Origin of the sequence: Methylomicrobium lacus LW14 (assembly GCF_000527095.1) — a bacterium.
Lineage (GTDB): Bacteria > Pseudomonadota > Gammaproteobacteria > Methylococcales > Methylomonadaceae > Methylomicrobium > Methylomicrobium lacus.
Genome location: NZ_AZUN01000001.1, coordinates 1,358,194 through 1,381,968, shown reverse-complemented (window position 1 = coordinate 1,381,968; position 23,775 = coordinate 1,358,194). Strand labels below are relative to the sequence as shown.

Genomic DNA, 23,775 nt, shown 5'->3' with positions numbered 1-23,775 from the left:
CTTAGTTCAGGCTTTCCTTCGCGGGGGCCGGGGTTTGTACCTGTTGTAAGTGCGATGCATACAGGGCGTCAAAATTGACCGGGGCCAATAAAAGCTGTGGAAAGCCGCCTTTGGCGACCAGGTCGGATACGACTTCGCGAGCGTATGGAAACAGCACGTTCGGGCAGAAGCTGCCGACCATCGGCCCCAATTCCTGCTCGGTGAAACCGGCGATCGTAAAGATGCCGGCCTGGTTCACTTCGACCAGATAGGCGGTGGCGGTGGCGATTTTGACCGTGATCGTCGTGGTCAGCACGATCTCGTACAGGTTTTCATCGATCGTCTCGACGCGAGTGCTCAGGTTGAAATCGACAACCGGTTCCCATTTCTCCATGAAGATTTTCGGCGAGTTCGGAGTCTCAAAAGACAGGTCTTTTGTGTAAATTTTTTGAATCGCGAATTGTTTTTCGACGTTTTGTTGTTCTTCTGCCATGATAGCTTTTAATGAAAGGTGGATTGTATTGACGATTATGCGCCGTCTTGATGGCGGTGCGTTAAAAGACAACGTTCAAAAACGCGGCTTACGGTTGATCCGTAATGTGCATTTTATCGGGAGTCGACGCGGCGATTTTAAGGCCGGGCAACTTGCCTAGGATTGCGCTTTTTGCTTGCGGCGAGTGGCTATCGGCAGTTTGTAGTCTTCGGTCCAGGCGTTCATGCCGCCGGTGATCACGAAAATTTGCTCGTAGCCTGTCTTGGCCAGGGTTTTGGCGGCGCTCAGGGAGCGGGTGCCGTTTTGGCAGACGACCAGTATCGGCGCTTTTTTGTCGCGGGTGAGTTTGGGTAATTGCTCGCTCAGTTTACCGAGAGGCGCATTGATTGCGTTTTCAATGTGGCCTTCCACGTACTCTGTCGGTTCGCGGACATCGATGATGTTGATGTCGCTTTCGTTCATCTTCGCGACCGCGTGCATCGGTGTGATCGGGTTGAATTTTTTGAAAGCAGTATCGAACAATTCCTGAATCAACAAATAGGTGACGACCGCCAGGGCGAGCGAATAAACGTAGTGATTAAAAATAAATTCAAAAAGACGTTGCATGGATGGGTAGTTGGTTGAAACAAATGAAAGGTAAACGGGTGAATCAGTGCCGCGTGCAGAAGACTTCGCGCATCATGTTGATCAGTTGCAGTGTCCGGTTGTCGTCGATGTAGTAGTAGACCCGGTTGGCTTCTTTTTTGGAGCCCAGGATGTTTTTTTCACGAAGGATTGCCAGATGCTGCGAGATGTTGCTTTGCGAAGTGCCGACCTGGTCGACGATGTCCTGCACGCTGACCGAATTGGTGCCCAAGACGCACAATATTTTCAGCCGCAAAGGATGTGACATCGCCTTGATACAGCGTGCGGCCCGATTGATATCGTTATCGTCGTATGCCGTGGGTTTGTTAAGCGTATCCATAAATCCGACCTTCAGAAGGTTCTTGTTGCTATTAGAAAAAAGGCGGCTGCAATGAATTATTTTTACACAAGAACTGCCAACGTGTATTAATATAATGGACACTTTGTAGCCTTGTTTTGCGTAATACTTACGCATGAAAGCCTAGTAAGCGGCACTATGATACATTAGTTTCAGCTTTAGAGGGTAATGGATTTGAAACAATCCTACCCCAGTGCAGCCTACCGGGCCGATGGCGGCGCGAATCTCGATTTTTGTGTTTGTGACGGGAGAAATTTTAAAGATGTTGAATCGGCCAAAGCCCTTAGTTTTGTTAATTCTTGACGGCTTCGGGTACTCGCTCGAAAAGGAATATAACGCCATGGACATTCCGCAGTCGGTGGAAATGACAGGTAGATCCTTGCTGGCCGCCCACTAAGCGAGAGATGCGGACAAGGATTGTAACCTGCATCGTTTTGGGGGTGCTGGCGAAGGAATGCGCTGCCGAAGAGGTCACGCTCAAGGGGGACTTGGGCGTGGTCCGATCCGGCATCGCGGTGGTCAAGAAAAAAATACAAGCGATGCTGCTGCAAAAGGAAGCGGTGGCGGATCAACTCGCCGATATCGAAAACCGCTATGGCGAAAGCGCGGCGACGTTGAAAAGGCTGCAAGACGACATCGTGCAAAATCGCCGCCAGATGAAACTGATCCACCAAGACATTGTGCTGCAGAAGGATGAGATCGCCTTGCATCATAAGGCGCTGGCGGCGCAGTTGCGCGCCGACTTCGTAATGAGCCGGACCGGAAAATTGAAGTTGATTCTGAACCATCAGGATCTGGCGAAGGCGAGCCGGATGGTGGTCTATCATGATTATTTGCGCCGGCAGCGGCTGAAGAAGCTGGCGGTCATGCAAAAGTCGGTCGCCGGGCTCGCCGAGCTGGAAAGCCGGCAGCGGGAAGAAGCGATGCTGATGCAGCGCGATGTCGAGAAAAACCGCCTCGAGCAAAGCTCGCTCGAACTGTTGCGGAACGAAAGAAACAAGCTGCTCGCCGAAATCGAGCAGGACTATTCGTCCGGCGAACAGCAGCTCAATCGCCTGAAAGAGAGCGAGAATGAACTGAAGGAACTGATTGATACACAGGCGAAATGGGAGAATCAGCCGGCGGACGATCAGGGGGCGGAAACTCTTGCTACTGATGAGCAGTCTCAGTCGGAAAAGCAGGACGCGGCCAAGGTCGATTTCGAGCGGCTCAAGGGACAATTGCCGTGGCCGGTTTCAGAAAAGGCGGCTTCCAAAGGGATGCAGAGCCTCTGGGACGGCATCCTGATCGAGGCGCCGGAAGGCGCGGAAGTACGCGCGGTGACTCGCGGCAAGGTCGTTTATTCGCAATGGCTGTCCGGTTACGGCTTATTGATGATCCTTGATCACGGCAACGGCTTCATGACCTTGTACGGTTTTAATCAGAGCCTCTATAAAAAGGTCTATGACTGGGTCGAGGCGGGAGAGGTGATCGCGGGCGCGGGGCAAAGCGGCGGGCGGTCGCAGTCGGGTTTATATTTTGGCATTCGCAGGAATGGCAAGCCGGTTGACCCTTTGGCATGGTATCCGGGATAAGCCATGAAAAAAGTTAGCCAGGCAATGGAAACATATTTAGGAATCGAGCAGTTGGGGTAGCAATGCGCATGCAGAAAAAAAAGACATTTTTTATCTTGTCCTTAGGGATCATGTTGGGGGTATTCATCAGCATCGGCGGCAGTGTGCTGGCCGAGCTGAACAAGCCCAACACCGAGAGTGAAACGGAGGCTCTGCCTTTTGAGGAGCTTCGGACATTCACCGAAATTTTCGGGCGGATCAAACGCGATTATGTGGAGCCCGTATCGGACAAAAAGCTGTTGGAAGACGCGGTGCGCGGTATGCTGAGCGGACTCGATCCGCATTCGGCCTATCTGGTGCCCGAGGAATACCAGGAGTTGAAGGAAGGTACAACCGGCCAGTTTGGCGGCCTCGGCATCGAAGTCACGATGGAAAACGGCTTCATCAAGGTCGTATCGCCGATCGACGATACGCCGGCGCAACGGGCCGGGCTGAAAACCGGCGACCTGATCATCCGGCTCGACGACAAGCCGGTCAAGGGCATGAGCCTGGTCGAGGCGGTCAAGACGATGCGCGGCGAGCCGGGCAGCAAGATTGAACTGACCGTGGTTCGGGAAGGCGAGGAAGCGCCGCTCAAATTCACCCTGGCCCGCGACATCATCAAGGTCAAGAGCGTGAAAAACAAGCTGCTGGAAAAAGGCTACGGCTATGTTCGGATCAGCAGTTTCCAATCCGGCACCGGCGAAAGTCTGCTCGACAGTCTGGCGCAATTGAAAAAAGACAATGCGGGCAGTCTGAAAGGTCTGGTGCTCGATCTTCGGAATAACCCCGGCGGGGTCTTGAATGCGGCGGTCGAAGTCAGCGACGCGTTCCTGAAAAGCGGCCTGATCGTTTATACGAAAGGACGGATCGAAAACTCCGAAATGCGTTTCACGGCAGCGGGCGATGACTTGCTGAATGGCGCGCCGATGGTCGTGCTGATCAATGCGGGTTCCGCATCCGCCTCCGAGATTGTCGCGGGTGCGTTGCAGGATCAAAAACGCGCGGTGATCATGGGTGAGAAATCCTTCGGTAAGGGCTCGGTGCAGACGATATTGCCGACCAGTAATGGTGCGGCGGTCAAGCTGACGACCGCGCGCTACTATACGCCTTCCGGTCGATCGATCCAGGCGGAAGGGATCGAGCCCGATATTGCGCTGGCTTCGGTCAAGCTGGAGTCGGTCGAAAAATCGGACTTTACGCCGGTCAAGGAAGCCGACTTGTCGCACCATCTGGAAAACGGCAAGAAGAAGGTTGAAAAGCCAAAAGCAGGCGAGGAGAAGCCGAAGGATGAAAAGCCGAAGGATGATAAGCTGGAAGTCAGCGATTATCCGGTATTCGAAGCCTTGTCCCTGTTGAAAGGCCTGGCGATCATGAAGCACTGATCGGCTTGCACGGCTCGCGGTAAAGCTTAGGTTTTGCCGCGAGCTTTCAGCAGGGCGGCGGTGTCTGGCCTGCTGGACGATTAGATGATGATGCGCTAGACAAAAAAAAGCCTTGCCCGGCATTCATGCCGGGCAAGGCTTTTTTGTTGCGGATGCTGCGGATTTAAACGATCGAAGGTTGATATTTGACCGAAAAATCGTGCAAATTTGCGAGGATGCTCGCTAATTGCTCGGCTTTGGCGGGCTTAAACGCATTGACGCCGACTCGCGACAGATAAAAAATCTGGTCCAGCAGATAATGCCCGGTCGCCCGAATTTCGCCCTGATAATGATAGCGGCCGCGGAGCAGCCAGGCATGCGAAAACAAGCGTCCATCCGCGAAGTCGGCGAAATCGAGTTCGATCAGATCGATGCGCTTCAGGTCGTCGGCAAGGTCGGCAGTCGCGTCGCTCGCCTGGAGGCGCACGCCCACTTTGCCGGGATGCGCGAGCAGGAGTTCGCGGTCGCGCTTCCATCTCGAGAGCGAGACGCTGATGTCGCCGCGGGTCGGTTCGGCGTCATCGGCAAGCGTTGTAAAGGTGTCCTCTATAATGGCTTTGTCTTTAATGATCTGCATAGACTCGTTCTTTGAAAGGGGTAATGCCAACACGTTTTACCATGTCCAAAAATGATTCTTCTTCCTGCCGTTGTTTGACATAAACATCCAGAATCGTCGTGATCGCCTGCGTGACTTCGTCGCGGGCCACCGCGGGTCCCAGACGTTCGCCGATCGCCGCTTCGTTCTCGGAAGAGCCGCCCAGGGTAATTTGATACCATTCAGAGCCTTTCTTATCGACGCCAAGGATGCCGATATGGCCGACGCTTTGGTGCGCACAGCCGTTCATGCAGCCGGACATATTGATCTTCACGTCGCCGATGTCGTGCACATAATCGAGATCGTCGAGCGCTTCGTTGATTTCTTTCGCGACGCCGATCGATCCGGCATTCGCCAGCGAGCAGAAATCCAGGCCGGGGCAGCAGATGATGTCGGTGACCGTACCGATGTTCGGGGTCGCCAGCTTTAAATTCGTCAGCGCCTGCCAGAGGCTAAACAGGTCGGCCTGTTTAATGTCGGCCAGAATCAGGTTTTGCCGGTGCGTGCTGCGAAGCTGTCCGAAGCTGTAGCGATCGGCCAGGTCGGCGACCGCATCCAGTTGCGTATCGGTCATGTCGCCGGGCGGCGAATCGGGCGCTTTCAGTGAAATGAATGCGGCGCGGTAGCCCGGCACACGGTGTGCAGCGGTATTGTATTTGTACCAGGTGGCGAATGCGGGGTTAGCCGATAACTGCGTGGCCAGGCTTTGATCCTGGGCGGCGTCGGTGTCGTAAGCCGGCGGCGTGAAATGGGCCTTGATCGCGGCTATCCGCGCATCGCTCAGTTCCATGCCGTCCTTGATCTGCTGCCATTCCGCTTCGACCAACTCGCTAAACTTGTCGAGACCGGTTTCCTTGACCAGGATCTTGATCCGTGCCTTGTATTTGTTGTCGCGGCGTCCGAATAAATTGTAAATCCGCAGTATCGCTTCGAGATAGGACAACAGGTGCTGCTTGTCGAGGAATGGACGAATCACCTGGCCGATGACCGGGGTGCGGCCGAGGCCGCCGCCGACCAGGATTCTGAAGCCGGTTTCACCTTGGTCATTCTTGACCAGATGCACGCCGATGTCGTGCAATTGCGTCGCCGCGCGATCCAGTTGGGCGCCGCTGACCGCAATCTTGAACTTGCGCGGCAAATAGTCGAATTCGGGATGCAGCGTCGTCCATTGGCGGATGATTTCGCAGTACGGGCGCGGGTCTTCGAGTTCGTCGATCGCGACGCCGGCCAGAGGGTCCGATGTGGTGTTGCGCATGCAGTTGCCGCTGGTCTGGATCGAGTGCATTTGCACGCTGGCCAGTTCGTCCAGAATGTCCGGCACGCGTTCGAGTTCCGGCCAGTTGAACTGGACGTTTTGCCGGGTCGTGAAATGACAGTAGCCTTTATCAAATTCGCGGGCGATATGGGCCAGTTTGCGCAGTTGTTTCGAGTTCAGTAGGCCGTAGGGCACCGCAATCCGAAGCATTGGCGCATGAGTCTGAATATACAACCCATTGCGCAGGCGCAAGGCGCGGAATTGATCTTCTGTCAGTTCGCCTTTCAGAAAATCTTCGGTTTGCCGCCGGTATTGCGCAGCCCTTTCTTCGACAAGGGTCTGGTCTTGTTCGTTGTACTGGTACATAAGGTGGTTAGTGGTTGCTGGTTTAGCGCAGAATTTTTGACCACTAATCATATACGCTGCGTCATAAAATGACAAAGGTTATTCCGAAGTGATAGTATATCGGGTTGAAGACGGCTTTAATCATTTAATTTTTCGATAATAAAAATCATCAATGGGAGGGGTTTTGTGAGGTTTCTTTTTGTTTTGTTGATGACACTGCTGGTGCCAGAGTTTGCGATGGCCGGCGGTATTGAAAGCCTTGGGCTGACCGGGACCGAGCGCGGCATTTATTGCGTGCTGATCTTTTTGATTGCCTATGGCTTTGTGATGGCTGAGGAATTTACGCATTTGCGTAAATCCAAACCGGTCATTTTGGCTGCCGCGATCATCTGGTCGCATGCGGCCATCTTGGCGTCGCAAGCGGGTGTGTCGGTCGATGCGATGCACGAAGCGTTTGAATACAACTTGAAAGAATATGCCGAGTTGATGCTGTTCCTCTTGGTCGCGATGACTTACATCAACGCAATGGCCGAGCGCAACGTGTTCGAGGCGCTGCGTTCCTGGCTGGTCAGACGGCAGTTCGGTTACCGGAAACTGTTTTTGATCACCGGTATCATCACATTCTTCCTGTCCGCGGTCGCCGATAACTTGACCGCGGCGTTGCTGGTCGGCGCGGTGGTGATGGCGGTCGGATCGGACAACCCGAAATTCGTCAGCATCGGTTTCGTGAATCTGGTTGTCGCCGCGAATGCGGGCGGTGCGTTCTGTCCGTTCGGCGACATTACCACCTTGATGGTATGGCAGGCTGGCTATGCGGAGTTTTTCGACTTCTTCAAGCTGTTCATTCCTTCGGCGGTCAACTACGCAATTCCTGCGGCGGTGATGTATTTTGCGGTGCCTGACGAGCAGCCGAATGCGACTGACGAAGAAGCTGTCGTTCTGAAGCCCGGCGCGATTCAAATTTGCGTGATGTTCCTGTTGACCATTGCGACTGCGGTCAGCTTCAAGCAAGTTCTGCATTTGCCGCCGTTCATGGGCATGATGGCCGGTTTGTCGGTGTTGATGCTCTATGGTTACCGGATCAAAAAGAAATTTACCGTCGAAGGCGAAGAAGGCTTCGACATTTTCAACAAAGTGCGTCATGCCGAATGGGATACGCTGCTGTTTTTCTTTGGCGTCGTGTTTGCGGTCGGTGGTTTGGGCTATATCGGCTATCTGGAGCTGCTGTCTGGCGCGATGTATGACGGTCTGGGTCAAACGACCGCTAACGTTTTGGTCGGTTTAATTTCGGCTATCGTTGACAACATTCCGGTCATGTTTGCGGTATTGAACATGAATCTGGACATGAGTCTGTATCAATGGCTGCTGGTCACCTTGACGGCCGGCGTCGGCGGTTCATTACTGTCGGTCGGTTCCGCCGCGGGTGTGGCGTTGATGGGACAGTCCAACCATAAATACACCTTCTTCAGCCATTTGAAATGGTCGCCGGCGATTGCGGCCGGTTATGCCGGCAGTATCGTCGTGCATTATCTGATCAATGGCTAGGCATTGTCTCCGCTTGCGCCGCACTTCCCGTGCGGCGCGTCTCTCTAGGTAAGGTCTCGTGACGGCCGAAAAAAGCTGGCGTACCGCTTTTGCAATCTATTTGCAGCCGCGTGTGGTCAGCATGATTTTTCTCGGTTTCTCCGCGGGCCTGCCTTTTCTGCTGGTATTTTCGACTCTGTCGGCCTGGCTTCGGGATGAGGGAGTTGAACTCACCGTGATCGGTTTCTTCAGCTGGGTCGGCGTGATCTATTCGATCAAGGTCTTTTGGGCCCCGGTAATCGACCGGCTGCCGATACCGATCTTGACCCGGCTTTTGGGCAAGCGGCGGAGCTGGATGCTGCTGGCGCAGATCGGGATTGCGCTGGGATTGTTCGGTATGGCCGGTCTGGATTCACACACGCAACTGCAACTCTGCGCCGTTTTTGCGGTGGGCGTGGCGTTTTGTTCGGCGACCCAGGATGTGGTGATCGATGCTTTCCGTATCGAAACGGCCGATGCGCGTTATCAGGGCGCGATGGCGGCGGCGTATGTGTTGGGTTACCGGATCGCCTTGTTGGTGGCCGGCGCGGGCGCGTTTTATATCGCCGAATATTCAAGCTGGAGATGGGCCTATTTGGTGATGGCCGCGGCGATGACGGTCGGCATGGTAACCACGTTGTGCCTGCGCGAACCCGAACATCAGCGGGCCGAATCGGCGCGCCAGGCCGGTAGTCGCTTGGAATCCGCCCTGGGTGTGTCCGGGCGGGCATCGCTTTGGCAACGGGCGCTGGCCGGGTTCACCGATGCGGTATTGAGTCCTTTCGTCGAATTTTTTAGCCGCAATGGCAGAACCGGGCTCGTCATTCTGTTGTTGATCGCGCTTTATAAAATGAGCGACATCACGATGGGGGTGATGGCCAATCCGTTTTACCTCGATCTGGGCTTCAGCAAGAAAGACATTGCCGAAATCAGCAAGATTTTCGGTTTTTTCATGACGATTGCCGGCGCGGCCTTGGGGGGCGCCTTGGTGGTCAGGTATGGCCTGATGCGGCCGTTATTGTTGGGTTCGGTGATGGTCGTCTCGACCAATTTGTTGTTCGCGGTGCTGGCCTTGAGTGCGCCCAGCAAGGTCTTGCTGGCGGCGGTGATCAGTGCGGATAACTTGAGCGGCGGGCTCGCGACATCGGTTTTCATCGCCTATCTTTCCAGTTTGACCAGCAAGGCTTATACCGCCACCCAATATGCCTTGTTCAGTTCGCTGATGACCTTGCCTGCGCAGTTTTTGGGCGGTTTTGCAGGGCTCGTCGTCGACCATTACGGTTATTATGTCTTTTTTGTCTACGCTTCCGTGGTCGGGTTGCCGGCGATTTCGCTGGTTCTGTTGCTGCTCAGTCGCGAGCGGCGCATGATAGCGGCTACCCAGAGCCCATAAAGCATTAAAATCAGGTTGATAAATAGTCATAGAAGCCTTATCATAGTCTGCTTTTTAACCGGTATATGGCCCTCGCGGGTAATGTGAAGCGTTATGAAACCAGAAATTCATCCAAATTATAAACAAATTACAGTGACTTGCGGCTGCGGCAACGTTTTCGTCACAGGTTCCGTTCTTTCCAAAGACCTGTTGATCGAAGTATGCTCTTCATGCCATCCTTTTTACACCGGCAAGCAACGCGTTGTTGATACTGCCGGCCGTGTGGATAAGTTCCGTAAAAAGTACGGCAAATAAGCTGAGTGGCGGCTTTGGCAATTTTTGCAATAAAAATTGCATCGCGGGTTTAGATTTTAAACCCTTACTTTTAGGCGCGTAGTTGATTTTGCCGCCACTGCGCCGCCCCATCATAGATTTTCTCGCACGGTTATTTCGCCGTTCAAATCTGACAGGGAGAGACCGCCGTTAATTACGGGTAAGGTTTCTTCCTCGATTATTTCTTTCTACTTCTCCGTTTTTCAGCCGGCTTTAGGCTCTCCGTTAGGGCCGAGTTTGCCCTGGCTTTGTCTTTCTCCAACTCCGTCTTTTTGGGCTATCCGGAAGCGATGTGGGCTCATAATCACGTTCATTTTTCCGGGCTGAAAAAGCCTCTGGCAATCCCTTCCTTCGCCATACGAACCCCCCTGGCCGAAAAGGCGAAAAAATTCACTAGACGCGTATTAATTGTATTTAAGTTCAAATCAAACCTGAACGGATACAATGAGTCCGTGACCCCATGATCGCCAGCGCTTGCCTATTTTTCTTATCTTCTTGCGTTTCATCTTCGTTGTTTGTCCTATCGAGCGATGATTAAACGCTTACACGGCGGTCGGCTGTATCGAGTCTGTGATACATACCCCAGAAAATGAAGCCGATCTCCACAACAATAAAAGCCTTGCGGCACTATAAGTCCCGCGGTTGCCGTCAAGCCATAAAATCAGGCGTTTTCCCGGTCAATTTAAAAATCGCAACTATACTTTTCCAGAAAATAGGGACATGAGGGAGCCCAACAAAGTTCCCTGATGGCTGTTGAATTCAATGTATACGGGCATTTCGATATATGAGTGAAGTTAATGATCAATTTTTAAGGATATGTCATGAACTTGTTTAATCAGAAACAGAGTGCGGTTCTTGGCATCGATATCAGTACCGCGGCGATAAAATTGCTGGAACTGAGCAAGTCAGGCTCACGCTACAGGGTTGAGAGCTATGCGGTGACCCCTTTGCCGAAAGACGCGATCGTCGATAAAAATATCGCCAATGTGGATGTTATCTCCGCGGCGATTAAAGCGGCGATCAAGCAATCCGGCACCAAGCTTAAACAAGCGGCGGTAGCGGTTTCCGGTTCCTCGGTGATGACCAAAATCATCACGATGCCGGCTTCATTGTCCGATGAGGAAATGGAGGAACAGATCATGATGGAAGCCGATCAGTATGTGCCGTATTCGCTGGATGATGTTAATTTCGATTTCGAAGTGCAAAGGGTCAATGAAAATAATCCCGAATTGGTCGACGTGCTGTTGGCGGCATCAAGAAAAGAAAATGTCGATGACCGCATCGGCGCCTTAAATCAGGCCGGCGTGAAGGCAAAGATTGTCGATGTTGAAGCCTTCGCGATAGAAAATGCCTTTGCCTTGCTCGCCGATCAGTTTGAAGATTCGGTAAAAGGTAAGACGGTCGCGATCGCGGACATCGGGGCTTCGGTCGTGGCGCTCAATATCTTGCATGACGGACGCACGGTTTATACCCGAGAGCAAGGCTTCGGCGGCAAGCAGCTCACCGAGGAGATTCAACGCCGCTATGGGCTTTCCTATGAAGAAGCGGGATTGGCGAAAAAGCAGGGGGGATTGCCTGACAGTTATGCGGTTGATGTGCTGGAGCCTTTTAAAAAGGCGATGGTGCAACAAATCGCCAGGACTTTGCAGTTTTTCGTATCATCCAGCGCCAACCGCGGCATAGACAGCATCATTCTGGCAGGGGGCTGTGCCTCGATAACGGGTGTGGATAAATTGGTTGAACAAAGTCTCGGCGTGCCGGCTTATATCGCCAATCCGTTCGTGAATATGTCTTTGTCGAACCGGGTAAGGCCTCAGGGGTTGAGTAACGACGCGCCGGCGATGATGATCGCATGTGGCCTGGCTTTGAGGAGTTTTGACTAATGGCAAAAATTAATTTACTCCCCTGGCGCGAAGAGCTGCGCAAACAAAAACAGCAAGAATTCGTTGTTGCGATAGGGGTGTCGGCGTTGACGACCATCGGCCTCCTGGTTGCGGTGCATCTGTATATCGACGGGTTGAAAGATTATCAGAGCCAACGTAATCAGCTCTTGGAAGCGGAAATCCAGCAGCTGGATGTTCAAATCGCTAAAATTCGCGACATCGAGGACACCAAGAAAAAGTTGTTGGCTAAGATCGATGTGATTCAAAAACTACAGGAAAGCCGGCCCGAGATTGTACATCTTTTCGATGAAGTGCCAAAAACCACGCCGGATGGCGTCTATCTGGCCAAATTGACGCAAACGGGCGCCGCCTTAACGTTTGTCGGTAAAACGCAGTCCAATGCGCGCGTGTCGGCGTTCATGCGGGCCATTGAAGCCTCCAGTTGGCTAAAGTCTCCGAAGGTTGTTGTGATCCAGTCTCCGGATAAAAAGGAAGCGGATCGGCTCAGTGATTTTACTCTCAACGCCAGTCAGGGTAACAAGAACGCGGAGAAACCGTTATGAATCTTTCCGAAATTAATTGGGATTTCGAAGCGTCGGGAACCTGGCCGCAGCCCATTAAAGCCGCCGTGATCCTGGTCTTGTGCGTATTGGTGGCGGGCGGCGGCTATTATTACGATACGATGGATCAGTTGGACGAGCTTGAGCGCTTGGAAAATAAGGAAGTCGAATTGAAAACTTCCTTTGCAAGCAAACAACAGAAGGCAGTTAATCTTCCGGAATATGTGAAGCAGTTGGAGCAGATTCAGGGATCGCTCGGCGAAATGCTCAAGCAGATGCCTACCGAGGAAGAAGTCGCCAGCCTTCTGGTCGATATTTCGCAAACGGGATTGGCGAGCGGTCTGGAGTTCCGTTTATTCAAGCCTGCGGCCCAAGTCGCAAAAGATTTTTATTCGGAATTGCCGATCGACATTAAAGTGATTGGCCGCTACGAGGAGCTTGGCTTATTTGTGAGCGGTTTGGCCTCGTTGCCCAGAATCGTGACGGTACACAATGTCGATATTTCGCCTCTGGAGAAAGCTCAGGATGGAATGATGCTGATGAATGCGGTCGTTAAAACCTATAAGGAAGAAGCGGTCAAACCAACATCGGGCGCCGCTGACAAGAAGAAAAGAAAAGAGGCCAAGTGATGAAATCTTCTAGACGATCATTGTTGCTGAGTAAAACATTATGGATGTCGATATGTTGCGCAAGCAGTATCGCTTTACTGAGTGGCTGTGCAAATGACGATTTATCCGATTTAAAAGCGTTTATTTCGGCCGAAAAGGCCAAACCCAAAGGCACGATCGAGCCCTTGCCGGAAATCAAGGTCGTGGAGCCTTTTATCTTTAACCCGGATGGTCTCAGAGATCCGTTTGTTCCTCTTGAGCAAACGGCCGAGGCTTCAGGCGCCGCCATGGAAGGCGGCTCCGGCATCAAACCGGATTTGACGCGTCCTAAGGAAGAGCTGGAAGCCTTTTCATTGGATAGTTTGAGAATGGTAGGGACGGTCAATGCGAAGACAGGTCTATGGGGGTTAGTCAAGGCGGGCGACAGTACGGTTTATCGTGTGCAAGTCGGCAATTATATGGGCAAGAATTACGGGAAAGTGATTCGAATTGTCAGCGACAAAATAGAGTTAATGGAATTGATTTCCGATAAACCGGGATCATGGCGCGAACAACAAGCATCATTGGCTTTGGCTGAATGATTTTGAGGGGATAAAGATGATTAAGAAACAAAACGGCTTATTGATGAAGATGTCCAGAATTTTCAGTGCGTGCCTGATTTTATTCATAGCGCAAATTTTGCCCGTCAAAGCCGGCGATCTGGCCATTACTCAAATGGATGTCGCGACGCAGGCAGGAGACAAATTACAGATTCAGTTGGAAATGAGCGGCCCCGCTGTTGCGCCGAAGGTTTTTAAAACCGACAATCCGGCGCGGATTGCGCTGGATTTTTCGGGCGTAAAAAACGGCTTGCCGCAAAAAACTTATCCGATCAATCAAGGCGCGGTCAATAGTGTTTACGTTGCGGAAGCGGCCGATAGAGTGCGTGTGGTGATCAACCTGACCGAATCGGTAGCCTTCGATACGAAAACGGAGGGCCGGAAAGTCTTATTGACGCTGACCAATGCCAAAAGTGCTAATGCCCCGGCTTCTGCCGTTGTCGAGCCTGTTGCAGCAAGGCCTTCTGTCGCCGGCCAATTGATACCGCAGCAAGCCATTACCGGTTTTGATTTTAAACGCGGCGATAAGGGCGAGGGACGGATTCTGGTGTCTCTGGCGAATCCGAACACGGTGGTGAACACACGCGAGGAAGGCGGTAATGTGATCATCAGTTTCATGAATACCCAATTGCCTAGTCATTTGAGCAAACGCATGGATGTGTCCGAATTCGCGACTCCGGTCGAGTATATCGACGCGGCTTCCACGACCAAGGAAACCACGGTCATCGTGGCGATGCAAAATGCCCTCTATGATTATTCATTATTTCAGTCGGAAGGCTTGTTGACCGTCGAGTTTCGGCCGCTGACCAGTGCAGAGAAAGAGGCGATTGATAATCAACGCACCAAATACACCGGCGATAGATTGTCGCTGAATTTTCAGGATATCGATATCCGTAGCGTGATCGCTGTACTAGCCGAATTTACCGGACAAAATGTGGTGGCAGGCGATGATGTGACCGGTACAGTGACCGTCAAACTGGACGATGTGCCGTGGGACGAAGCATTGGACTTCATCATGATGACCAAAGGATTGGAAAAATACGAAACCGGCAACGTAACGCTGGTCGCGCCGGTCGGCAAGATCAAGGACTACAAAGAGAAACAAAGAGAGAAAGAAGCAGTAGTGGAGCAACTCGATCCACTGGTGACTGAATATTTAAAGATAAACTATGCTAAGGCTGAGGATTTTATCCAGATTCTAAATGGCTTCAATAACTTAACTAAGCTTGCTTGCGGATCACCAAAAACTTCGTCATCTTCCGCATCATCGCAGGCGAGTAGTCAAAAATCGCAACAACAATTCAGCAATTTGGGCGGCAATGTGATGGGGCCGGGTATGGGAGGAAATTTTGGCGGAGGGCCGAATGCAAATACTCAGCAATCGCAAACCAATAAACTCAATCTTCTTTCGTCTCGCGGCACCGCTGTGGTCGATTCTCGTACCAATACATTGATAGTCAGAGAAACGGCCAAGCGTTTGGAAGATATCAAGAAATTGATACGTCAGTTAGATGTTCCTGTCAAGCAGGTCATGATTGAATCACGCCTTGTAATAGCTTCCAATACTTTTGCTAGGGAGCTGGGGGTAAGGTTTGGTGTGGCCAAGATGGCGGATGTTGGTCATGGCAAGAATTTTGCTTTGGGAGGCGGGGGTACGCATTCCTTCAGTAATGGGCAGCCCGATGAAAACGGTAATATTGGCGAAATTAAGGATACGATTGTTGATCTTGCAACAGAGAGTCATCCATACGGAGCTTTAGGCATGACTCTTGCCCGAGGGGCCGATTATGTACTTAATCTTGAGTTGTCTGCTTTGCAGGACGAGGGCCGCGGTCAGTTGCTTTCTAATCCGCGCGTGATGACCACGAATCGGTGTACGGCCTCAATTGTTCAAGGCACGTCAATTCCTTACCAAACGCAAAGCGGCAACGCCGGCACCAATGTTCAATTTATTGACGCTACATTGAAAATGGAAGTTACCCCTCAAATTACGCCAAGTGGAAGCATCAACATGGATTTGGAAATTTCTCGAGATGACCCTGGAACTATAGTCGTGAATGGTCAGCCATCAATCGATACGAATTCGCTAAAAACCAATGTCCTAGTTAACGACGGTGAAACGGTTGTGTTGGGTGGTGTCTATAAAGACACGACCAATGATTTAATTGGTAAAGTGCCTTTCTTTGCGGATTTGCCGGGAATTGGCTTTTTATTCAAAAGAACCAATAAATCGAGCGACAAGAGAGAGTTATTGGTGTTTGTTACGCCAAAAATCGTCAATGATCAATTGGTCAGAAATTGACAACTGGTTAGAGGAGCAAAAAGGGGCGTAAAGCCCCTTTTTTTTGTTATGGAAATGTTTCCCAAGTAGCTTGAGAGATTTGTTCAAATTCAGTTTTTAGGCAAAAGCTCCGCCTTTGCCTTGCTTAATTCCGCGTCTATCCCTTCAGCTTATCGCCAGTATTTATCCGCTGTTTTTGCACAAATTTGAATTCGGCAATTGATCTTGCCAAAAAAAAACAGGCATAATGGTACGTTTTTTTAACCGGCAAGATGAATACCGCGGCGGCATGTCATGCGATCTGAAAACATCTATTTAATCGGCCTGATGGGTGCGGGCAAAACAACGATCGGACGGCAGTTGGCAAAAGCGCTGAAGTTGCCATTCTACGATAGCGACAAGGCGATCGAGGAGGCGACCGGGGTCAATATTCCGACCATTTTCGAGTTCGAAGGCGAGGAAGGATTCCGCGACCGCGAACAGAAGATGATCAAGCAACTGACCCAGATGCAGGGCATCGTGATGGCAACCGGCGGCGGCGCGATCCTGCGCGAAGAAAACCGCCGCTTATTGCAAGAAAACGGTTTTGTCGTGTATCTGAAGTGTTCGGTCGGACGGATTTTGGAACGAACGCGCAAGGATACCTCTCGCCCGTTGCTTAGAACCGACAATCCTCGCGCGCGTCTGGAAGCGCTCTATGCCGAGCGCGAGCCGCTCTATCTGGCTTGCGCGGACTTTAAAGTCGATACCGGTGTGATGCAGAGCAAAGCGGTGGTCACTCGCATATTGGAACACTACAGAACCTTAAATCCCGAGAAAGAATGAAACAATTACACGTCGAGTTGGGAGACCGCCGCTACCCGATTTATATCGGCTCACAGCTTTTGAGCCAGGCGGGTTTATACGCCGGCCATATCAAATCCAAACAAGTCCTGATTGTGACCAACGAGACGGTCGCGCCGCTGTATCTGGATAAGGTCAGGCAAAATTTGCAGTCTTATCAAGTCGAAACGGTGATTTTGCCGGACGGCGAGCAGTACAAGACATTGGAGCATCTCAGCCGGATCTTTGACACACTGCTGTCCGCCAAATTTAGCCGCAATGCGACCTTAATTGCGCTGGGCGGCGGCGTGATCGGCGATATGGGCGGTTTCGCGGCGGCCTGCTATCAGCGCGGCATCGCGTTTTTGCAAATCCCGACCACCTTGCTGGCGCAGGTCGATTCCTCGGTCGGCGGCAAAACCGGCGTCAATCATCCGCTCGGTAAAAACATGATCGGCGCCTTTTATCAGCCGCAATGCGTGCTGGCCGATACCGATGTGCTGGATACCCTCGATGACCGGCAATTGGCCGCGGGTCTTGCGGAGGTGATAAAATACGGCTTGATTCGGGATGCCGGTTTTTTTGTCTGGCTGGAGAGTCACATCGATGCGTTACGCGCGCGCGATAAACAGGCGCTGGCTTATGCGATCGAGCATTCCTGCCGGAACAAGGCCGAAATCGTGGCCGAAGACGAAACCGAGAGCGGCGTCAGGGCGACTTTGAACCTTGGGCATACCTTTGGCCATGCGATAGAAACCGGCGCCGGTTACGGCGTCTACCTGCATGGCGAGGCGGTGGCAATCGGCATTTGCCAGGCGGCCGATCTGTCGATGCGTAAAGGCTGGCTGAGGCAGCAGGATGTGGAGAGAATTATCGCGTTGATCCAGCGCGCCGGTTTGCCGGTAAATCCTCCCGCGGCGCTGGGCGCCGAACGCTTTCTTGAACTGATGGCCGTCGATAAAAAGAATCTGGACGGGAAAATCCGCTTGATTTTGCTGGAAAAGATCGGCAAGGCGACATTGCCGATTTATGTTGACCGCTCCCTCCTGGAATTGACTCTGAATACTTATGGTCGAAATTGATAGTGATACCTATCAAGTCAAAACGATGCGGGTCGAGAACAAGGCGGTTGCGTCCCGATTTCTGATCACACCGGAGAGAAGCCAGAACCTCGCGTTATTGCAGCATTTGCTGGCCAATACGCATCAGGCCATTGTGCTGTGCGGGCCGGAAGGGGTCGGTAAAACCGCCTTGCTGGAGTTTTTGCAGCAGCGCCTGCAGGATCAGTGGCGCTGGTGCGTGGCGAATGGCCATGGCGAGATGACGTTTGAGGATGTCCAGGATCGCCTGGCCCCCCTGTTAAAGCAGCAAAGACCTGAAGCGCCGGCCAAAAATACCAAGCAGGGCCATGCGCAGGATGCCGTTCTGGTCATCGATGATGCCGGCAATATGGCGCCGGGTCTGCTGACGCGGTTTATTCATCTCGCCGAAGAGCATCAGGAATTGCACCTGCTTCTGGTATTGACGCACGATCAGTGGCATATCAAAAACGCCTCGGACCCGGCCATCGAAAATTGCTACATCGTCGAAGCCAGGCCACTAGGCCCCAAGGAATGCCGCGAATTTGTCCAGCACATCGTCGCGCTGGCGACCTCGCCAAGGCTCGGCAAGGGGCTGTCGGACGATAGGATCGATGCGGTCTACCGGGAGTCGCACGGTATTCCGTCCAGAATCATGGCGCACTTTCCGGAATTGAATAAACCCAGGGAAAGTATGGACCCTTTAACGATTTTGATCCTTGCGGTGGCCGCACTGGTGTCGTTGGCGCTTTATATGCAGTGGCATACCGCTTCGAGGCCGGCCGAGGAAATCACCGAGGCAACGGTTCAGCCCCGTCGAAGCGAGACGCAATTTGATTTCCGGCAACCGGTTTTAAGTCTGCCGGTTGAGGATTTATTGAGAAATTCGCAAAGCCCCGATCTACCCGGCGTTCAGGATCCAATGCGGGAGACGCGTGATCTAAGCGGTCCAACCGTGGCTAGCCCGCAAGTGGAGTTGACGCCGGCTGCGCCTCCCGTGCTGGCACCGGCGGATAAGCCGTTGGAGGAAGCCGGTCCGGCACCGGATCAGGGGCAGGGGCAGGGGCAGAGTCTTCACGACGCAGCTCAGGATGCCAAGGCTGCGCCGGCGTTAGCCGAGGCGCCGGCTGCACCAGCGGGGGACGGCGATCAGGCCGAGTCGTGGCTCGCAACGCGGCCGGAAAACAGCTATGCGCTGCAATTGATGATATTATCAAAAGCCTCCACCGTTCAGGCGGTGATCACTCGCCATGCCCAATTGCAAGCCGATTTACGGGTTGTGCGGCGCCTTACGAAAGGCAAGGAGAAATTCGTGCTGTTATACGGGGATTTTGCGGATGCCGAATCGGCCAAAAACGCAAAAAAATCGTTGCCGGCCGAGTTCAGGTCAGCGGTGATACGAAAATTTGGCGCGATCAGAAAAGCATTTCCCCAAGCGCCGAAGCCCCAACCTTAATTATCAGAGCTGACCTACAGCTTACTAACCGACAATTCATTACGAATGACAGCATTAAAAAACGACACTTTTCTCAGAGCCTTGCTAAAACAGCCCGTCGAGCGCACCCCTGTATGGATGATGCGTCAGGCAGGCCGGTATTTGCCCGAATACCGGAAAGTCAGGGAAGAGGCCGGCAGCTTCATCAATTTATGCACCAATCCCGAACTGGCCTGCGAAGTGACATTGCAGCCGCTCAGGCGCTTTGCCTTCGATGCGGCGATTCTGTTCTCGGATATCCTGACCATTCCCGATGCGATGGGTCTGGGCCTCAGCTTTAGCGAAGGCGAAGGGCCGCAGTTTGCAAGGCCGCTCAGTACGGCCGCCGACATCCACAATCTCGGCATTCCCGATCCCGAAACCGATCTGCGCTATGTGATCGACGCGGTGCGTCTGATCCGGCGCGAATTGGATGGGCGGGTACCGTTGATCGGTTTTTCCGGCAGCCCCTGGACGCTGGCGACCTACATGGTCGAAGGCGGCGGCAGTAAAAGCTTTCGTAAGGTCAAGGCCTTGATGTACGAACAGCCGGCATTGATGCATGTCTTGCTCGATAAACTCGCCGAGTCGGTCGCGGTCTATCTGAATGCGCAGATTGCCGCCGGCGCGCAGGCGGTGATGGTGTTCGACACCTGGGGCGGCATGCTGACGACCGAGGATTACCGAGAGTTTTCCTTGGCTTATGCGAGCCGGGTGGCGGCATTATTGAAAACCGACGGGAACGGCCGCAAGGTTCCGACCATCTTATTCACCAAGGGCGGCGGGCTGTGGCTCGAAACGATGGCCGATGCCGGTTACGATGCGCTGGGATTGGACTGGCAAACCGATATTGGCCAGGCGCGCGCCAGAGTCGGGGATAAAGTGGCCCTGCAAGGCAATATGGATCCGGTCGCGCTCTATGCCAAGCCGGAAGTCATTGCCGAAAAAGTCAAAACCATACTGGAAAAATACGGTTCGGGATCAGGCCATGTGTTCAATCTCGGGCATGGCATTCTGCCGGATATCAATCCAGACCATGTCGGCGCGATGGTGGAGGCGGTGCATCGTTTCAGTCCGGCTCATCATCGGTCATAATAACACCATTCGAGGTGATCATCATGAAAGCAATGCAAATCGTTTTATGGGTTCTGATGACGGCGATTTTCGCATCCGCCGGCTACGCGGCGGATGCGCCGGTCGACATCATTGTTTACCGCAGCCCGACCTGCGGCTGTTGCGGCAAATGGATCGAGCATTTGAAGCAGAATAATTTCAATGTAAAAGATAACGTGTCCGACGACATGGAGTCGATCAAGTCCCAATACGGCGTACCGAAAGAAATGGCGTCGTGCCATACCGCGGTCGTTAACGGCTATGTGGTCGAAGGGCATGTGCCGGCCGCGGACATCCTCAAATTGTTGAAGGACAAACCGAAAGTGACGGGGCTTGCGGTGCCGGGCATGGTCACCGGCAGTCCGGGCATGGAAATGGGCGGACGCGTCGATCCTTATGACGTGATGAGTTTCGACAAGGAAAAGCATTTTCAAATCTTCAACCATTACGAAGGCAAGTAAGCATGATCCTGGCGGGCGATGTTGGCGGCACCAAGACGATACTCGCGCTGTATGAGGCGGACGGCGACGGCTGGCGGTGTATCAAAAAAACACGCTATTCGAGCCTCGACCGGCCAACGTTTACCGGTCTGTTGCAGGACTTTTTAGCGGATTGTCAGGAGCAGGAGCAGGCGATCGCTTCGGCTTGTCTTGGCGTTGCAGGCCCGATCGTCGATGGCGATTGCGTCGCGACCAACCTGCCTTGGGTGCTGCATCGGAGCGACATCGGCGACTGCATCGGCACCCGGAATGTCAGGCTGTTGAACGATCTCGAAGCGACCGCCTGGGGCATCCTGAATTTGCCGGAGGCGGATTTTGTGGCGCTGAATCCCGGAGCGGAACCTCGTCCGGGCAACAGCGCGGTGCTCGCGGCCGGCACAGGCCTGGGCGAGGCGATCATTGCCTGGGATGGAGAAAAACACCAAGTGCTGGCCAGCGAGGGCGGACACTGTGATTTTGCGCCCGGCAGCGCGCAGGAGATCGCCTTATTGCAGTTTCTTTGGGAAAAGTATCCGGACCATGTCAGTTACGAAAGGCTGCTATCCGGCGAGGGGCTGATCCAACTCTATCAATTTTTGAAGACAATCGGCCATGCGCCGGAGCGACCCGAGATTGAGCGGCAGATGAGCGAATACGATCCGGCGGCGGTGATCGGCGAAGCCGGTGTGGCGGATGCCGATGCGCTGAGCGCCGCGGCTTTGTCGCTGTTTTGCCGGATTTACGGTGCGGAAGCGGGCAATCTAGCGCTGAAATGCCTGCCTTATGCGGGCGTCTATCTGGCAGGCGGCATCGCCGCGAAGATCTTGCCGTTCATGACGCGCGGCGACTTCATCGAAGGTTATCTGGCCAAAGGGCGCTACCGCGCGGCCTTGCAGCAGATTCCGGTCAAGGTCTGCACCAATCAGGAAGTTGGGTTATTGGGCGCGTTGGCTTTCGGCGCCCGCTTGGCCGCCTGATTCCGATTTTACCAGTTGTTGCCTTCTTGACAGAACCGATATAATCGCAGGTTTATTCAGTCATTCAGTAGGTATCGGTTGTGGATATCAAAGAGTACATGCAGGGCCTTGGCATCAAGGCCAGACAAGCCGGAACAGAAATCAGCCGCGCCGACACCGGCAGGAAAAATCTGGCGTTGCTGAAAATCGCCGAAGCGCTCGACAGCTGCCGCGACATGCTGGCCGCGGAAAACGGCAAGGACCTCGACGCCGGCCGGGCAAATGGCCTGGATGCGGCGTCGCTGGACCGCCTGACCTTGTCGCCGAAGGCGATTCAAACGATGATCGACGGCTTGCAGCAGGTGGCGGCATTGCCCGACCCGGTCGGCGAAATCAGCGGCCTGAACTACCGTCCGAGCGGCATCCAGGTCGGCCAGATGCGCGTGCCGCTCGGCGTGATCGGCATCATTTATGAGTCGCGTCCGAACGTGACCGTCGATGCGGCGGCCTTGTGCCTGAAAGCGGGCAATGCCTGCATCCTGCGCGGCGGCTCCGAATCGATCCATTCGAACCGGGCGATCGCGGCCTGCATCGCCGAGGGCTTGGCGGCGGCCGGCTTGCCGAGCGAAGTGGTGCAGGTGGTCGAGACGACAGACCGCGAAGCGGTCGGCGAGTTGATCACGATGGGCCGCTATGTCGATGTGATCGTGCCGCGCGGCGGTAAAAGCCTGATCGAACGCATCTCGAAGCAGGCGACCATCCCGGTGATCAAACATCTGGACGGCATCTGCCATGTCTATGTCGACGATTCGGCCGACATCGACAAAGCGGTCAGGATCGCGGTCAACGCCAAGACGCACCGTTACGGTGTCTGCAATGCGATGGAAACGCTATTGGTCGCGGAAGCGATCGCCGGGCAGATCCTGCCGGTGCTGGCGGAACAATACCTCCAAAAAGGCGTCGAACTGCGTGGCTGTCCGAAAACCTGTTCGCTGCTTCCGTCCGCGAATCGCGCGGCCGAGGAAGACTGGAGCACCGAATATCTGGCGCCGATTCTGTCGATCAAAATCGTTGCCGGCATCGACGAGGCGATCGCCCACATCAACCGTTACAGCTCCCAGCATACCGACGCGATCGTGACCGAGAATTACACGCTGGCGCGGCGCTTCCTGCGCGAGGTCGATTCGAGCTCGGTGATGGTGAATGCCTCGACGCGTTTCGCGGACGGTTTCGAATACGGCCTGGGCGCCGAAATCGGCATCAGCACCGACAAGCTGCATGCGCGGGGACCTGTCGGACTGACGGGCCTGACGACGCTGAAATTCATCGTGCTCGGCGATGGCCATATCCGCCAATAAATGATCGGCATTTTCGGCGGCACCTTCGATCCGGTGCATCACGGCCATTTGCGCGCCGTGATCGAGGTCGGGGAAATCTTCAAGCTGGATGAAGTCCGTCTGATTCCGAATAAGACTCCGCCGCATCGAGGCGAGCCGTCCGTCACCTCAGCGATGCGGCTTGAAATGCTGCGTCTTGCGACCGAAAAATTGCCGAATCTGGTGATCGACACGCGCGAGCTGGACAGGGAAGGGCCGTCTTACATGGTCGATACGCTGCGCTCGCTGCGCAGCGATTTTGCAGAGCGGCCTCTGCTGCTCTTCATCGGCGTCGACGCCTTTAACGGGCTGACCCGCTGGCATCGCTGGGCCGAGTTGTTCGACCATGCGCATATCGTCGTCTTGACCCGGCCCGGCTATCTGATTCAACTGGAAAACGAATTTTTTCGCGGCCGCGAGGTCTTACAAACCGCCGAACTGACTCGGCACCAAGCCGGCAAGCTGATGTTTCAGCGCATCACCGAACTGGATATTTCGGCCAGTGCGATCCGAAAAATCATCGCCGAAAAACGCGATCCCCGTTTTTTATTGCCCGATGTCGTAATAGACTATATTCATAGTCACCGTCTTTATCAAAATTTCTGATCTTTT

Annotated in this window: 23 protein-coding genes; 18 read left to right on the top strand and 5 right to left on the bottom strand. The window is 53.6% G+C overall.

Annotated elements, in window-relative coordinates; genetic code table 11:
• Window position 1: 1 nt before the first annotated feature.
• The 3 genes from secB to METLA_RS0106200 all read right to left on the bottom strand — a co-directional run bounded on the left by secB (window position 2) and on the right by METLA_RS0106200 (window position 1,436).
• Entirely contained in the window at window positions 2–472 is a 471-nt protein-coding gene (secB, locus tag METLA_RS0106215) for a protein-export chaperone SecB (protein WP_024297721.1), read from the bottom strand.
• 156 nt (window positions 473–628) lie between these two features.
• Window positions 629–1,078, bottom strand: a complete 450-nt coding sequence (locus tag METLA_RS0106205; RefSeq protein ID WP_024297720.1) for a rhodanese-like domain-containing protein — start codon at window positions 1,076–1,078, stop codon at window positions 629–631.
• 43 nt (window positions 1,079–1,121) lie between these two features.
• Entirely contained in the window at window positions 1,122–1,436 is a 315-nt protein-coding gene (locus tag METLA_RS0106200; RefSeq protein WP_024297719.1) for an ArsR/SmtB family transcription factor, read from the bottom strand.
• Window positions 1,437–1,858: 422 nt separating this feature from the next.
• On the opposite strand from METLA_RS0106200, the gene METLA_RS0106190 reads away from it, so the two are divergent.
• Window positions 1,859–3,028, top strand: coding sequence for a murein hydrolase activator EnvC family protein (locus tag METLA_RS0106190; RefSeq protein ID WP_024297717.1), 1,170 nt, complete (start codon window positions 1,859–1,861; stop codon window positions 3,026–3,028).
• A gap of 68 nt (window positions 3,029–3,096) precedes the next feature.
• Window positions 3,097–4,431, top strand: a complete 1,335-nt coding sequence (locus tag METLA_RS0106185; protein WP_024297716.1) for a S41 family peptidase — start codon at window positions 3,097–3,099, stop codon at window positions 4,429–4,431.
• Between the two features lie 163 nt (window positions 4,432–4,594).
• On the opposite strand, the gene METLA_RS0106180 is transcribed toward METLA_RS0106185, so the two are convergent.
• Window positions 4,595–5,047 carry a DUF934 domain-containing protein gene (locus METLA_RS0106180; protein ID WP_024297715.1) on the bottom strand — a complete coding sequence of 151 codons (453 nt, stop codon included), beginning with the start codon at window positions 5,045–5,047 and terminating at the stop codon, window positions 4,595–4,597.
• Entirely contained in the window at window positions 5,034–6,686 is a 1,653-nt protein-coding gene (locus tag METLA_RS0106175) for a nitrite/sulfite reductase (RefSeq protein ID WP_024297714.1), read from the bottom strand. Before METLA_RS0106175 ends, METLA_RS0106180 begins: the two co-directional genes overlap by 14 nt.
• 189 nt (window positions 6,687–6,875) lie before the next feature.
• On the opposite strand from METLA_RS0106175, the gene nhaD reads away from it, so the two are divergent.
• The 16 genes from nhaD (at window position 6,876) to nadD (ending at window position 23,769) form a co-directional block, all read left to right on the top strand.
• On the top strand, window positions 6,876–8,210 hold the full coding sequence (nhaD, locus tag METLA_RS0106170) for a sodium:proton antiporter NhaD (RefSeq protein WP_029646461.1): 1,335 nt from the start codon (window positions 6,876–6,878) through the stop codon (window positions 8,208–8,210).
• 58 nt (window positions 8,211–8,268) lie between these two features.
• A complete protein-coding gene (locus tag METLA_RS0106165) occupies window positions 8,269–9,621 on the top strand; it encodes an AmpG family muropeptide MFS transporter (RefSeq protein WP_024297712.1) in 1,353 nt (450 codons plus the stop codon).
• A 93-nt stretch (window positions 9,622–9,714) separates the two neighbouring features.
• Window positions 9,715–9,915 (top strand): 50S ribosomal protein L31, encoded by a 201-nt coding sequence (gene rpmE, locus METLA_RS21845; RefSeq protein ID WP_084480080.1) that lies wholly within the window; start codon window positions 9,715–9,717, stop codon window positions 9,913–9,915.
• An 839-nt stretch (window positions 9,916–10,754) separates the two neighbouring features.
• Entirely contained in the window at window positions 10,755–11,816 is a 1,062-nt protein-coding gene (locus METLA_RS0106155; RefSeq protein WP_024297710.1) for a pilus assembly protein PilM, read from the top strand.
• On the top strand, window positions 11,816–12,379 hold the full coding sequence (locus METLA_RS0106150) for a PilN domain-containing protein (RefSeq protein ID WP_024297709.1): 564 nt from the start codon (window positions 11,816–11,818) through the stop codon (window positions 12,377–12,379). Before METLA_RS0106155 ends, METLA_RS0106150 begins: the two co-directional genes overlap by 1 nt.
• Window positions 12,376–13,005, top strand: coding sequence for a type IV pilus inner membrane component PilO (locus METLA_RS0106145; RefSeq protein ID WP_024297708.1), 630 nt, complete (start codon window positions 12,376–12,378; stop codon window positions 13,003–13,005). The genes METLA_RS0106150 and METLA_RS0106145 overlap by 4 nt, the downstream gene beginning before the upstream one ends.
• Before the next feature lie 44 nt (window positions 13,006–13,049).
• Window positions 13,050–13,565, top strand: a complete 516-nt coding sequence (locus tag METLA_RS0106140; RefSeq protein WP_036281506.1) for a pilus assembly protein PilP — start codon at window positions 13,050–13,052, stop codon at window positions 13,563–13,565.
• Window positions 13,566–13,581: 16 nt separating this feature from the next.
• A complete protein-coding gene (locus METLA_RS0106135; RefSeq protein ID WP_024297706.1) occupies window positions 13,582–15,885 on the top strand; it encodes a type IV pilus secretin PilQ in 2,304 nt (767 codons plus the stop codon).
• A 273-nt stretch (window positions 15,886–16,158) separates the two neighbouring features.
• Window positions 16,159–16,689 carry a shikimate kinase AroK gene (gene aroK / locus METLA_RS0106130; protein WP_024297705.1) on the top strand — a complete coding sequence of 177 codons (531 nt, stop codon included), beginning with the start codon at window positions 16,159–16,161 and terminating at the stop codon, window positions 16,687–16,689.
• Window positions 16,686–17,768, top strand: a complete 1,083-nt coding sequence (aroB, locus tag METLA_RS0106125) for a 3-dehydroquinate synthase (RefSeq protein WP_024297704.1) — start codon at window positions 16,686–16,688, stop codon at window positions 17,766–17,768. Before aroK ends, aroB begins: the two co-directional genes overlap by 4 nt.
• Window positions 17,755–19,221 carry an SPOR domain-containing protein gene (locus METLA_RS0106120; RefSeq protein ID WP_024297703.1) on the top strand — a complete coding sequence of 489 codons (1,467 nt, stop codon included), beginning with the start codon at window positions 17,755–17,757 and terminating at the stop codon, window positions 19,219–19,221. Before aroB ends, METLA_RS0106120 begins: the two co-directional genes overlap by 14 nt.
• Before the next feature lie 45 nt (window positions 19,222–19,266).
• On the top strand, window positions 19,267–20,334 hold the full coding sequence (hemE, locus tag METLA_RS0106115) for a uroporphyrinogen decarboxylase (RefSeq protein ID WP_024297702.1): 1,068 nt from the start codon (window positions 19,267–19,269) through the stop codon (window positions 20,332–20,334).
• A gap of 23 nt (window positions 20,335–20,357) precedes the next feature.
• Complete coding sequence (locus METLA_RS0106110) at window positions 20,358–20,813, top strand: DUF411 domain-containing protein (RefSeq protein WP_024297701.1); 456 nt, start codon at window positions 20,358–20,360, stop codon at window positions 20,811–20,813.
• 2 nt (window positions 20,814–20,815) lie between these two features.
• Entirely contained in the window at window positions 20,816–21,808 is a 993-nt protein-coding gene (gene glk / locus METLA_RS0106105) for a glucokinase (protein WP_024297700.1), read from the top strand.
• Between the two features lie 98 nt (window positions 21,809–21,906).
• On the top strand, window positions 21,907–23,145 hold the full coding sequence (locus METLA_RS0106100) for a glutamate-5-semialdehyde dehydrogenase (protein ID WP_198408499.1): 1,239 nt from the start codon (window positions 21,907–21,909) through the stop codon (window positions 23,143–23,145).
• The gene (nadD, locus tag METLA_RS0106095; protein WP_024297698.1) at window positions 23,146–23,769 is read left to right on the top strand and encodes a nicotinate-nucleotide adenylyltransferase; all 624 of its coding nucleotides are present in this window, start codon (window positions 23,146–23,148) and stop codon (window positions 23,767–23,769) included.
• Window positions 23,770–23,775 lie beyond the last annotated feature (6 nt).

Excerpts from the sequence above, each read along its gene's own strand:
- nadD (WP_024297698.1), top strand. The coding sequence starts at position 23,146 with ATGATCGGCATTTTCGGCGGCACCTTCGATCCGGTGCATCACGGCCAT.
- METLA_RS0106120 (WP_024297703.1), top strand. The coding sequence starts at position 17,755 with ATGGTCGAAATTGATAGTGATACCTATCAAGTCAAAACGATGCGGGTC.
- METLA_RS0106180 (WP_024297715.1), bottom strand. The coding sequence starts at position 5,047 with ATGCAGATCATTAAAGACAAAGCCATTATAGAGGACACCTTTACAACG.
- METLA_RS0106190 (WP_024297717.1), top strand. The coding sequence starts at position 1,859 with ATGCGGACAAGGATTGTAACCTGCATCGTTTTGGGGGTGCTGGCGAAG.
- METLA_RS0106205 (WP_024297720.1), bottom strand. The coding sequence starts at position 1,078 with ATGCAACGTCTTTTTGAATTTATTTTTAATCACTACGTTTATTCGCTC.
- nhaD (WP_029646461.1), top strand. The coding sequence starts at position 6,876 with ATGACACTGCTGGTGCCAGAGTTTGCGATGGCCGGCGGTATTGAAAGC.
- METLA_RS0106175 (WP_024297714.1), bottom strand. The coding sequence starts at position 6,686 with ATGTACCAGTACAACGAACAAGACCAGACCCTTGTCGAAGAAAGGGCT.
- METLA_RS0106100 (WP_198408499.1), top strand. The coding sequence starts at position 21,907 with ATGCAGGGCCTTGGCATCAAGGCCAGACAAGCCGGAACAGAAATCAGC.
- rpmE (WP_084480080.1), top strand. The coding sequence starts at position 9,715 with ATGAAACCAGAAATTCATCCAAATTATAAACAAATTACAGTGACTTGC.
- METLA_RS0106185 (WP_024297716.1), top strand. The coding sequence starts at position 3,097 with ATGCAGAAAAAAAAGACATTTTTTATCTTGTCCTTAGGGATCATGTTG.
- glk (WP_024297700.1), top strand. The coding sequence starts at position 20,816 with ATGATCCTGGCGGGCGATGTTGGCGGCACCAAGACGATACTCGCGCTG.
- METLA_RS0106200 (WP_024297719.1), bottom strand. The coding sequence starts at position 1,436 with ATGGATACGCTTAACAAACCCACGGCATACGACGATAACGATATCAAT.
- METLA_RS0106155 (WP_024297710.1), top strand. The coding sequence starts at position 10,755 with ATGAACTTGTTTAATCAGAAACAGAGTGCGGTTCTTGGCATCGATATC.
- METLA_RS0106110 (WP_024297701.1), top strand. The coding sequence starts at position 20,358 with ATGAAAGCAATGCAAATCGTTTTATGGGTTCTGATGACGGCGATTTTC.
- secB (WP_024297721.1), bottom strand. The coding sequence starts at position 472 with ATGGCAGAAGAACAACAAAACGTCGAAAAACAATTCGCGATTCAAAAA.
- METLA_RS0106150 (WP_024297709.1), top strand. The coding sequence starts at position 11,816 with ATGGCAAAAATTAATTTACTCCCCTGGCGCGAAGAGCTGCGCAAACAA.
- aroK (WP_024297705.1), top strand. The coding sequence starts at position 16,159 with ATGCGATCTGAAAACATCTATTTAATCGGCCTGATGGGTGCGGGCAAA.
- METLA_RS0106135 (WP_024297706.1), top strand. The coding sequence starts at position 13,582 with ATGATTAAGAAACAAAACGGCTTATTGATGAAGATGTCCAGAATTTTC.
- METLA_RS0106140 (WP_036281506.1), top strand. The coding sequence starts at position 13,050 with ATGTCGATATGTTGCGCAAGCAGTATCGCTTTACTGAGTGGCTGTGCA.
- METLA_RS0106145 (WP_024297708.1), top strand. The coding sequence starts at position 12,376 with ATGAATCTTTCCGAAATTAATTGGGATTTCGAAGCGTCGGGAACCTGG.
- hemE (WP_024297702.1), top strand. The coding sequence starts at position 19,267 with ATGACAGCATTAAAAAACGACACTTTTCTCAGAGCCTTGCTAAAACAG.
- aroB (WP_024297704.1), top strand. The coding sequence starts at position 16,686 with ATGAAACAATTACACGTCGAGTTGGGAGACCGCCGCTACCCGATTTAT.